The organism is Bacillus pretiosus, assembly GCF_052947655.1.
Genome location: NZ_CM129593.1, coordinates 621,733 through 633,839, shown reverse-complemented (window position 1 = coordinate 633,839; position 12,107 = coordinate 621,733). Strand labels below are relative to the sequence as shown.

At 34.3% G+C, this 12,107-nt stretch carries 10 protein-coding genes; 5 read left to right on the top strand and 5 right to left on the bottom strand.

What is annotated here, in order from left to right:
- Positions 1-132: 132 nt before the first annotated feature.
- Together ACU8YW_RS03220 and ACU8YW_RS03215 are read left to right on the top strand one after the other, a co-directional pair.
- On the top strand, positions 133-1,098 hold the full coding sequence (locus ACU8YW_RS03220) for an ABC transporter substrate-binding protein (protein WP_149213930.1): 966 nt from the start codon (positions 133-135) through the stop codon (positions 1,096-1,098).
- Positions 1,099-1,479: 381 nt separating this feature from the next.
- A complete protein-coding gene (locus ACU8YW_RS03215) occupies positions 1,480-2,829 on the top strand; it encodes a peptide MFS transporter (RefSeq protein WP_149213931.1) in 1,350 nt (449 codons plus the stop codon).
- Positions 2,830-2,870: 41 nt separating this feature from the next.
- Here ACU8YW_RS03215 and ACU8YW_RS03210 read toward each other — a convergent pair whose 3' ends face one another.
- Together ACU8YW_RS03210 and ACU8YW_RS03205 are read right to left on the bottom strand one after the other, a co-directional pair.
- Positions 2,871-3,050: an acid-soluble spore protein H gene (locus ACU8YW_RS03210; RefSeq protein WP_000382688.1), complete on the bottom strand. Its 180-nt coding sequence runs from the start codon at positions 3,048-3,050 to the stop codon at positions 2,871-2,873.
- A 191-nt stretch (positions 3,051-3,241) separates the two neighbouring features.
- Positions 3,242-3,529, bottom strand: coding sequence for an ArsR/SmtB family transcription factor (locus ACU8YW_RS03205; protein ID WP_000081429.1), 288 nt, complete (start codon positions 3,527-3,529; stop codon positions 3,242-3,244).
- A gap of 815 nt (positions 3,530-4,344) precedes the next feature.
- Here ACU8YW_RS03205 and ACU8YW_RS03200 point away from each other — a divergent pair.
- Positions 4,345-5,964 carry an L-lactate permease gene (locus ACU8YW_RS03200; RefSeq protein ID WP_000109124.1) on the top strand — a complete coding sequence of 540 codons (1,620 nt, stop codon included), beginning with the start codon at positions 4,345-4,347 and terminating at the stop codon, positions 5,962-5,964.
- Between the two features lie 41 nt (positions 5,965-6,005).
- Here ACU8YW_RS03200 and aspA read toward each other — a convergent pair whose 3' ends face one another.
- The 3 genes from aspA to gloA2 all read right to left on the bottom strand — a co-directional run bounded on the left by aspA (position 6,006) and on the right by gloA2 (position 9,507).
- The gene (aspA, locus tag ACU8YW_RS03195; protein ID WP_149213932.1) at positions 6,006-7,439 is read right to left on the bottom strand and encodes an aspartate ammonia-lyase; all 1,434 of its coding nucleotides are present in this window, start codon (positions 7,437-7,439) and stop codon (positions 6,006-6,008) included.
- 275 nt (positions 7,440-7,714) lie between these two features.
- Positions 7,715-9,013 (bottom strand): hemolysin family protein, encoded by a 1,299-nt coding sequence (locus ACU8YW_RS03190; protein ID WP_149213933.1) that lies wholly within the window; start codon positions 9,011-9,013, stop codon positions 7,715-7,717.
- A 107-nt stretch (positions 9,014-9,120) separates the two neighbouring features.
- On the bottom strand, positions 9,121-9,507 hold the full coding sequence (gene gloA2 / locus ACU8YW_RS03185) for an SMU1112c/YaeR family gloxylase I-like metalloprotein (protein WP_149213934.1): 387 nt from the start codon (positions 9,505-9,507) through the stop codon (positions 9,121-9,123).
- A 91-nt stretch (positions 9,508-9,598) separates the two neighbouring features.
- On the opposite strand from gloA2, the gene ACU8YW_RS03180 reads away from it, so the two are divergent.
- Together ACU8YW_RS03180 and ACU8YW_RS03175 are read left to right on the top strand one after the other, a co-directional pair.
- A complete protein-coding gene (locus ACU8YW_RS03180; protein WP_088121265.1) occupies positions 9,599-10,777 on the top strand; it encodes a NupC/NupG family nucleoside CNT transporter in 1,179 nt (392 codons plus the stop codon).
- 185 nt (positions 10,778-10,962) lie between these two features.
- The gene (locus ACU8YW_RS03175) at positions 10,963-11,979 is read left to right on the top strand and encodes an LCP family protein (protein WP_304488583.1); all 1,017 of its coding nucleotides are present in this window, start codon (positions 10,963-10,965) and stop codon (positions 11,977-11,979) included.
- Positions 11,980-12,107: the final 128 nt, after the last annotated feature.

The following is a 12,107-nucleotide window of genomic DNA, read 5'->3' as shown; positions in this document are numbered from 1 at the left end:
GTATTTCAACTTAATTCTCATTGTCAACGATAATGAGAACTATTTTCATTGATATGTATTGACAATCAAAAGATAAAAGCTTAATATCATGCTTGCTATTGAAAAAACTTCTCAGTATGTAGGGGGTACATAATGAATTTAACACGAAAGAAATCGTTTACAGTATTTGTATTTTTACTAGCCTTTTCATTACTTTTAAGTGCTTGTGGAAAATCAAATACGAAAGAGGAAACAAAAGAAGATACAAAAAAAGAAATGATTACAGTGGAACACGCAATGGGTAAAACAGAAGTTCCTGCTAATCCAAAACGTGTAGTCATTTTAACAAATGAAGGAACTGAAGCTTTACTTGAACTAGGTGTGAAACCAGTTGGGGCTGTAAAATCTTGGACTGGGGATCCATGGTATCCACATATTAAAGATAAAATGAAAGATGTAAAAGTTGTTGGTGATGAGGGACAAGTGAACGTGGAAACAATCGCTTCTTTAAAACCAGACTTAATTATCGGTAACAAAATGCGTCACGAAAAAGTGTACGAGCAACTAACAGCAATTGCACCTACTGTGTTCTCTGAGACGCTACGTGGTGAATGGAAAGATAACTTCAAATTTTATGCAAAAGCATTAAATAAAGAAAAAGAAGGTCAAAAGGTTTTAGCTGATTACGATAAAAGTATGCAAGATTTAAAAGCTAAACTAGGCGATAAAGTAAATCAAGAAATCTCTATGGTTCGCTTCATGCCTGGTGATGTTCGTATTTATCATGGTGATACATTCTCTGGTGTTATTTTAAAAGAGCTTGGATTTAAACGCCCTGGTGACCAAAATAAAGACGACTTTGCAGAGCGTAACGTGTCTAAAGAACGTATTTCTGCAATGGATGGCGACGTATTATTCTACTTCACATTCGATAAAGGAAATGAGAAAAAAGGCTCTGAATTAGAAAAAGAATATATCAATGATCCGCTATTTAAAAATTTAAATGCAGTGAAAAATGGTAAAGCATACAAAGTTGATGACGTTATTTGGAATACAGCTGGTGGTGTAATGGCTGCTAACCTACTATTAGATGATATCGAAAAACGCTTTGTTAAATAATATTTCCTTAACCAGCTCCCCTTCTATGGAGCTGGTTATTTTTCAATTCACTTAAATGTCACATTATTTCATTTTGTATTTTTATTCCCAATATGTTATATTATAAAAATAAATAGTATATATTTTCTTTATACCGAAATATATATTTTAATCTAAATTTTCTGATTAATCACTATTTTGAATTCGTTTAGAATTCAATTACTACATTTGAAAACGCTTATTATCGAGTTTTCAGGGCAAAATACAATAACGGTTGAAGGAAAATAGAACTTTTTTAGAAATTTTCTTTCTATTTCCATATAATTCTATTGACTTCTAAATATTTTGTAAATTAAAATGATTACATAAATATCCGTTATACAGGATTAGGGGGAAACAAAAATGGATGCAGCTTTAAAATTAGACAAAGCTGGAGAGCAACAATCACCAAAAAAACATCCACCAGGGTTATACTTGTTGTTCTTTACAGAGGCATGGGAAAGATTTAGCTATTACGGAATGCGTGCCTTAATAGTTCTTTATTTATCAACGAGCTTAATAAGTGGCGGTTTAGGATTTGATAAAGCAACTGCAGTACAAATTTACAGTATTTTCACAATGTTAGTATACTTCACGCCGATTATCGGCGGTTGGCTAACTGACCATTTCATATCGAAACGTCACGCCATTACTATTGGTGGTATCATTATGGCAATTGGTAACTTCGTACTATTTTCAATGAACACGAAAACTGGAGTTTTCTTAGGATTAGGATTATTAGTTATTGGTAACGGATTCTTCAAACCAAATATTTCGACTTTATTAGGTCAATTATATAGCGAAAATGATTCTCGCCGTGATAGTGCCTTCACTATCTTCTACATGGGAATTAACTTAGGGGCTCTTATTGCTCCAATCATTTGCGGTTATTTCGCAGATTATAAATATGGATTCTTAACAGCTTGTATCGGTATGGTTATTGGACAGATTATATTTAACTTATTAGCACCTCGTTACTTAGGATCAATCGGAACAACTGTTGTAGGGAAAAAATCTAAAGAAAAAAATGCAAAAGCAATTGAGAAAAAACCTTTAACAACACAAGAGAAAAAACGTACTACTGCAATTTTAATTTTAACTTGTTTCGTTGTATTCTTCTGGGCAGGATTTGAACAAGCTGGTAGTTCTTTAACACTTTACACAGATAAGTTCGTGGATCGTACAATTGGTGGATTTACAATTCCAACACCTTGGTTCCAATCTGTAAACCCACTATTCATTATCTTACTAGCATTACCTGTTTCTGCATTATGGATTAAACTTTCAAAAACGAAAAATGGTGACTTAAAAATCCCAACAAAAATGGCATTTGGTATGATTTTACTAGGGATTGGATATTTAGTTCTAACTTTAGCTGTATTAAAAACTGGTAGCGATGAAAGTAATATTGCAATGAAAGCAAACTTACTATTCATTGTATTCACTTACATGTTCCATACAATCGGTGAATTATTCTTATCACCAATCGGATTATCTATGGTAAGTGCAATCGCTCCGGTTAAATTAGCATCATTATTAATGGGTGTATGGTTAGCTGGTACTGGCTTCGCAAACTTATTAGCAGGACAATTAGCTGCCTTCACTCAATCTTTAGGCTATTTAGAAGTATTCGCAAGCATCGGTGTTATCGTAATCGTGCTAGGATTAGTACTTCTTATGTTCTCTAAGAAAATTGCACATATGATGGAATAGGAAATAAAAAGACGCTTCTAAAATTAGAAGCGTCTTTTTTATCATTTCTCCTCTAAAGCCGTCACGTTCACGTGAACGCTTTCCCCAGGATTAGATACATCATACACTTGAGCAACTCCACTCTGCTCGTCACAGCTCTCAATCCATACTGGTACGCCCTCATATGTAACGTCAATGCTACTTGAAGAAGATAAGATTTGTTTCACACGTTTTACATCCATACTACTATTCCTCCTTTTACTTACTACACTCCTTTCTATCTTTTCTTTTCCCTTTAGAATATATTCCATACAGTAGCATGTTAATTCGTAGCCTTTTCTTCCTTACATGCTAACATTTACTCTCATATCACCTTTCTGACAAATAAAAAAAGACGTATATCCCACACGTCTTTTTCCATAATATTCAAATTTTAAGAAAATAATGTTTTTACAACTTCACTTACTTTATCATTATGAATTTGATAATACACTTCTAGTCCTCGTCTTTCAAAGCGCACTACTTTATTTTGTTTTAATTTCGTTAAATGTTGCGAAACCGTTGATTGTGGAATTTCTAACACTTCCTGTAATTGTGTTACATTACAAGTTCCACGTTGCATTAGTTCCATTACTAGGCGTAAACGTAACGGATGCGCTAACGCTCTTAACATTTGTACATCTTCTTCTGAAATACGACATTCGAATTGATTTTGGCTCATAAAGTTCCCCTCATTTTCGTTTTTATTTTCTTTTTATTTATTTATATATCTGTTCTTATATTTCCTGTTACGACATAACTTTATCAACCTATAATGCTGAAAATTTTTTCCACCTTTATCAGGAAAGAATTCAGGAAAAATTCCTTGCTGATTTTGAATATTATACTATATGATATAATGAAAAAGCAAAAGTAAGGGCTATGAATACTTTGCTTACAAACGTTGTTTTATCAAGCTTTTTGTTATATTTTCACCTCACTGCAACGTACAGTAACGATATTGTAAAATACCGTCTATAATTGATAACCTATCGTAACGTATTCGGGTTATATTTAACCTCTTTGTTATGCTAAAAGGAATTTTCAGTAAAAAAAGATAATGTAATATTAAAAATTGACTTATTGTTGTTTTAATTCGTATTGTACTTGCTCAGACTGTTATTCAAAACTTCCTATTAAATGCATTTGGTTTCTCTTTCTTACTAGATCAACTCAGACCAGCATGTGACACCTATCAAATTTCAACATCCTATATACTTAATGCAAAGACGTCATCTAACATATAAGATTAATGATATACGAACAAATAAAACAATATAGAAATAACTTCAAAAAGCAAACTCAAATCTATTTGAGTTTGCTTTTTGTCTACTTTATGAACAAAGCATTTCTTTTAATACTATTATGGAATAATTATACTTTTTTACGTTGACAATAGTGTTGAAGGAGAATATACTAAGCATGTAAGTTGATTGTGAATTGTTTCACAAATAATGTGAATTTCTTCACATAAAATAGATAGGAGTTGTCATTATTATGAGTACTTGGACACAAATTTATGACCCATTAAACAATATTTGGTTATCTGCACTAATCGCAGCACTTCCAATTTTCTGCTTCATCATTTGTTTAATGGGACTGAAAATGAAAAGTTATATGGCTGGTCTTTACAGTGTGATTGTCGCTATTATTCTTGCTATATTCGTTTATAAAATGCCAGCAACCGTAGCTGTAGCATCTGCCGGATTCGGTGTTTTATCTGGATTTTATCCAATTTGTACTATCGTTATCGCAGCAATTTTCCTTTACAAATTAACTGTTAAAACAGAGCAATTCAACATCATTCGTGATAGTATTTCAAGCATTACAAATGATCAACGTTTACAAGTATTATTAATCGCTTATTCTTTCGGTGCTTTCTTAGAAGGCGCAGCTGGTTTAGGGGTTCCAGTTGCTATTACAGCTGCATTACTTGTGGGTATGGGCTTTAATCCATTAAAAGCAGCAGGTATTTGTTTAGTAGCTAACATCGCTGGTGGTGCTATGGGTGCTATGGGTATCCCAGTTACAGTACCAGCACAATTAACTGAGCTAGACGCATTAACTATCGGTCGTCAAACTGTTCTTATTTTACCATTCATTAGTATTGTTTTACCTTTCTTACTTGTTTCAATGGTTGATGGAATTAAAGGTATTAAAGAAACTTGGCAAGGTATTCTTGTAAGTGGTTTTTCTTTCGCTATAACTCAGTTCCTTGTGACTTACTTCTTAGGTGCAGAACTTACTAATATTTTCGCAGCCGTTGTAAGTATGGTTTCTCTAGCATTATTCTTACGTGTTTGGCAACCAAAATCTTCTTCTACAGAAGAAAAACAAGAAAAACAAGAATCTCATACATTCAATCAAATTTTATATGCTTGGTCTCCATTCGTATTCTTAACTGCATTCGTAACAATCTTTAATTTAAAACCAATTAAAGCTTTATTTGCTCCGGATGGCGCACTAGCAAACTTAGTATTTAACATTCAGTTCCCTGGTCTTCATAATGCTGTTATGAAAACTACACCAATTACAAAAGCTGATACACCTTTCGCGGCTGTTTTCAAGTTTGATGTATTCTCATCTACAACTACTGCAATCGTATTAGCAATTATTGTTTCACTTATCGTTTACCGCGTAAAAGGTAAAATGGTTAAAGAATTAATAGTAGAAACAATGAAAGAACTAAAAGCTCCAGTATATACAATCTGTAGCGTTATCGCTTTAGCTTACGTAGAGAACTACTCTGGTATGTCATCTACACTTGGACTGGCATTCTCTTCTACTGGTAATGCATTCCCAGTTCTTTCTCCAATCTTAGGATGGATTGGCGTATTCATTACAGGTTCAGTAGTATCAAGTGGTTCATTATTCGCACCGCTTCAAGCAGTAACTGCAGATCAATTAAACATCGTTCCTTCTACTCTTGTTGCATTAAACGTAGTAGGTGGTACAATGGCAAAAATGGTTTCACCACAATCTGTAGCCGTTGCTTGTGCAGCAGTTGGACTAGTTGGTAAAGAGTCTGCCCTATTTAAAACAGCGATGAAATACAGTTTAATCTTCTTAGCTATTATTAGCTTACTTCAATTAAACGCTGTATTTAATATCTTTTAAAAATAAAACACCGATCCAAATGGATCGGTGTTTTATTCATATTACATCTTCTTATTCTTTAATAAAGAAGCTCCAGCAATTTCAGGATGCGTCATTTCGAATGGATCTAAAATAATATCCAATTCTTCTTCTGTCAGTACACCATGTTCTAAACATAGCTCCCTAACAGATTTTCCTGTTTCAATTGCTTCACGTGCAATACGAGATGCTACTTCGTAACCAATATGAGGGTTCACCGCTGTAATAATTCCAACACTTTTCTCTACATATTGCTTCAGCAATTCTTCATTTGCTGTAATTCCTTTAATACAATATTCACGGAATACACGGAATCCGTTATTCATAATACTAATAGATTGAATTAAATTAAATACGAGTACAGGCTCCATTACGTTTAACTCTAATTGTCCTGCTTCTGATGCTAAGCAAATTGTATGATCATTACCAATTACTTGGAAAGCAACTTGATTAATTACTTCTGCCATAACAGGATTTACTTTACCTGGCATAATAGATGAACCTGGTTGGCGAGCTGGTAATTGAATTTCCGCCAATCCAACACGTGGACCAGATGCCATAATACGAAGATCATTTGCAATTTTAGACATATTCATCATACATACTTTTAATGCCGCAGATACTTCTGTGTATGCATCTGTGTTTTGCGTTGCATCAACTAAATGCTCTGCACCAACAAGTGGGAATCCGCTAAATGTTCGCAAGTGTTTAACCACTTGTTCAATGTACGTAGGGTTTGCATTTAATCCCGTACCAACAGCTGTCGCCCCCATGTTCACTTCATATAAATGTTGGCGAGACTGTTTAATTCTTTTTATATCACGTTCAAGCACTCGGCTATACGCTTCAAATTCTTGTCCAAGACGAATCGGAACAGCATCTTGTAAATGTGTACGTCCCATTTTAATGACGTGGTCGAACTCTTTTGCTTTTTCACGGAAAGCAGCATGAAGTTCTTCCATTGTAATAAGAAGTTCTTCTAACATCATAAGAGTTGCAATATGAATTCCCGTTGGAAACGCATCATTCGTTGATTGAGCCATGTTCACATGCGTGTTTGGGCTAATTTTCACATACTCGCCTTTTTCACATCCCATACGTTCTAAAGCTCGATTAGCGATTACTTCATTTGTATTCATATTAATAGAAGTTCCAGCACCGCCTTGGATTGGATCCACGATAAATTGATCATGGAATTTCCCATCAACAATTTCTTGCGCTGCCTCTGCAATTTCATATCCAATGTCTTTAGCTAAGTAACCAGTATCCATATTTGCAAGTGCCGCCGCTTTTTTCACAATTGCCATTGCCGTAATGAGTGACGGATGAATGCGATATCCTGTAATCGGGAAGTTTTCTACAGCACGTAATGTTTGTACCCCATAATAAGCTACACTCGGTACTTCCTTTTCACCTAAAAAATCTTTCTCTATACGTATATCCTTCGTTGCTATCATTTTCATCACCTATACTTTTCATTCTAAATCCTTATCTAAAAAATTCGCCTCTAAAAAAACGAGTATCATTCAGAAGAATTTTTCAGTATCCACCTTCACTATATAGTACCTTTTTTGAAAGCGCAAACATTTATTTTTCTATATATACCTTTTATAAAGTGAAACTTTAATCAGTGGGGGTTTTGTTGATCCCCCATCTAACTTCTTCGCTTTCGCTGAATTTTGAAGTAGGGGTCTTACTGCCCACAAATAGCTTGATAAAAATTTATAGAAAATCATTCTTCTACCTTCTTTATTTCCACTCGTTTAATTTGATGCATATCCTTTTCAAGAACTTTAAAAGAAAAGCCGTGTTTTTCAATAATATCTCCTTCAGCAACGATTTGCTTTTGTACCATAATCCAGCCACCAATTGTATCTACATCAGCAGCGATTAAGTGTAGGCCAAATAAATCATTTACTTCACTAATAAGCACTTTTCCCTCTACGATTTTATAGCCTTCACTTATATGCTCTATAGGCGGGTGTTCATCTTCATCGTATTCATCTCGGATTTCTCCAACAATTTCTTCTAAAATATCTTCTAGTGTAACGATCCCCGCTGTACCACCATATTCATCATATAATACAGCTAATGGAATTCGTTTTCTTTGCATTTGTAATAGCAAATCATGAATAGGAATATTTTCTAACACTTCAATAACTGGTCTTGTATATGGCTTAATCGAGCACCCCTCGTCTCGATTACCATCCATATAACGAATAAATAAATCCTTTACATTAACCATCCCAATAATTTCATCTTTATCTTCACCAAATACGGGATATCTCGTGTACTTTTCTTGTGCGATTATTTTAATATGTGTTTCAAATGGTTCGTCCTCATATAAACCTACAACTTCCGTACGAGGTACCATAATTTCCTTTGCGACTCTATTATCGAATTCAAAAATATTATTTACATATTTAAATTCCCTTTGATTAATCTCTCCGCTCTCATAACTCTCGGATAAGATTAATCGTAATTCTTCCTCCGAATGAGCAACTTCATGTTCAGAAGCCGGATGTAATCCGAATAACCCTGTCACAAGCCTTGCAGAACCATTTAAAGCCCAAATAAACGGATACATTACTCGGTAAAAGTAAATAATTGGCTTCGATAATAATAAACTAACTTGTTCTGCCCTTTGTATAGCAAGCGTCTTCGGAGCAAGTTCACCAATGACAACATGTAAAAACGTAATAACTGCAAAGGCAATAATAAATGAAACTGTACTTGCAATTGCAGGAGATAGGTGTAGTTTTAAAAACAACGGCTCGATTATATGTTTTATAGTGGGCTCTCCTAACCACCCAAGCCCTAAAGCAGTAATTGTAATACCTAACTGACATGCTGATAAATACTCATCTAAATTCGAAGTTACTTTTTTAGCTGCCAATGCTCCTCGTCGTTTCTCACTAACGAGTTGATCAATACGACTGCTACGTACCTTAATAATTGCAAACTCAACAGCTACAAAAAATGCTGTTAACGCAATAAGGATAACTACCATCAGTAATTTTAAAATATCCACATATGTCCTTTAGCTTTCTTAGCTAAAGTTACACCTCCTTTAAAAAAGAAGTTTCACTTTAGTTTCTTCATTTATTTGAAAGCAACCCTGTATAAAATTCACCAATTTCAAGCCTCATACAATTCTAAAGGCAAGCCATCAGGATCTTGGAAAAAGACAAATTTTTTATCCGTAATTTCATCCATACGTATCGCTTCAGTCTCCACACCGTATTGTTTTAAATGGTTTACAGCTTCTTCTATATTTGTAACAGCAAATGCTAAATGTCTAAGTCCAGCTGCTTCTGGAAAACTCGGGCGCTCAGGTGGACTAGGAAATGAAAATAATTCAATTTGATACTCTTCCCCTACACATAAATCTAACTTATAAGAATCTCGTTCTTTTCTATATACTTCATTTATCGCTTTAAAACCTAATATCCGAGTATAAAAATCCTTTGACAGTTCATAATTCGAACAAATAATTGCAACGTGGTGCACTCTACATATATTCATGCTCTCTCTATTCCTTTCTTTACCAAAGATGCATATTCTCCCTTGAAATGAAAAACATATATAGCAGAATATCTCTTTTAGGGGGCTTACTATGAAATTTATTACTTTTTTCGTGGGACTTATCGTTGTTTTCTTCCTTGCTTATATTGCTAGCAACAATAAGAAACATATTAAATTTAAACCAATTTTCATCATGCTTATTATACAGTTGATTTTAACCTATTTATTATTAAATACAGAAATCGGCCTCATACTTATTCGGGTCATTTCCAGTCTGTTTACAAAGCTACTCGAGTATGCTGCTGATGGTATAAACTTTGTATTTGGCGGTCTTGCCAATAAAGGTGAAATGTCATTTTTCCTTACTGTATTATTACCGATTGTCTTCATTTCCGTCTTAATTGGTATACTACAACATTTCAAAATACTACCATTTTTTATTCATTGGATCGGTTACTTCCTTAGCAAAATAAATGGTCTTGGGAAATTAGAATCTTACAACGCTATCGCCTCTGCCATTGTCGGCCAATCAGAAGTTTTTATTACAGTTAAAAAGCAATTAGCTCAAATTCCAAAACACCGTCTTTATACACTTTGTGCTTCTGCCATGTCAACCGTATCTATGTCTATCGTAGGTGCCTATATGACAATGATCGAGCCTAAATATGTAGTAACCGCACTCGTTCTCAATTTATTTAGTGGTTTTATTATCATACTCATCATCAATCCTTACGACGTGAAAGATGACGAAGATATTTTAGAAATTAAAGGCGAAAAGCAAAGCTTTTTTGAAATGCTTGGAGAATACATTCTAGATGGCTTTCGCGTAGCCATCGTTGTCGGCGCTATGCTCATCGGATTCGTCGCATTAATTAGCTGCATTAATGACCTATTCCTCATTATATTCGGCATTACTTTCCAGCAATTAATCGGCTACGTATTTGCGCCTGTTGCATTCCTTATCGGTGTACCAAGTTCTGAAATTGTCACAGCTGGTAGCATTATGGCAACGAAGCTTGTAACGAATGAATTTGTGGCAATGATGGACCTTAGTAAACTTTCTAATAGCCTTTCTCCCCGTACAGTGGGGATCATTTCTGTTTTCCTCGTTTCTTTTGCCAACTTTTCTTCTATCGGCATTATTTCAGGTGCAGTAAAAGGGTTAAACGAAGAACAAGGAAACGTCGTTGCCAGATTTGGCCTTAAATTACTATATGGAGCTACTCTCGTTAGCATTTTATCTGCAATTATCGTAAGCATTATGTTGTAATTAGGTAAAATTTTATCATTTTCTTATCCCTATCTTTTGTATACAATAACGAATAGGTGTCTTATAAATAATCAAGACATCTATTTTTTATACATGTACAATCGCTTTTATTTAGCGTACAATATTTTTTATGTGTTTGAATGCGCTTCTAGATGTATACACTTTGATAGTTTTAAAGGAGAAAAATGATGAAATCCGATATGAACAAAGACACCCGAGCCAAAAAAGGAAACTCAAAGAAAAAACGCCTACTCTGGTTCCTTCTTATTCCATTACTGATTATAGCACTTGGAGCAGGAGGTTACTCCTTCCATATATACAGTAAAGCAAAGTCTGTATTAAGTAATGCCTATTCTGAACTGGGCCGCGGGGATAAATCCAGCAAACGTGAAAAAGCTGTGAAACCTATGACTGACAACATTTCCGTACTTATTATGGGTGTTGATGAAAGTGATATTAGGGACAAGAGTTATGGAAAAGCAACTCGTACGGATGCGCTATTACTTGCAACAATTAATAAAAACGATAAATCTGTTAAACTTGTGAGTATTCCACGTGACTCACGTGTCTACATTAAATCACGTGATAAATACGATAAAATTACACATGCGCACGTATTCGGTGGTGTGGATAGCACAATTGATACAGTGGAGAAATTTTTAGATGTTCCAGTTGATTACTATGTAAAATTCAACTTTAAATCATTTATCAAAATTGTCGATTCTCTTGGTGGTATTACTGTCGATGTTCCGGTTGAGTTTTCAGAACAAAATAGTAAAGACGAAGCAGATGCTATTCATCTGAAAAAAGGACGTCAACATTTAAATGGAGAAGAGGCATTAGCGCTAGCTAGAACTCGCCATATCGACAGTGATTATATGCGCGGTCAACGACAACAGCTTGTTCTAGAAGCTATTGCTGCAAAAGCACTATCTCTTAATTCCATTAATAAAATCGGTGGCCTATTAGACGCTGTCGATAAAGACTTAAAAACAAATTTAACTTTTGATGATATGATGACAATTGCCAAAAATTCAATGGATTCCAATTTGAAAATGGACAAAATGCAAGTAGAAGGTACTGATAAATATATAGGTGGTATTTATTATTACGTTCCAAATGAAAAAAGCGTCAATAATATTTCGACAACACTACAAGAACATCTCGGTGTTACGAATAAAAATGAACATAAAAAATTATAATAAAAAGGCTGCTAGATCTTTCTAGACAGCCTTTTTATTATAATTTTCAACATATTTCTCGTACATATTGTGACAAAAAGATACAATTATTACAACAGTGTAACGTTTTTTATAAAAACATTACACAC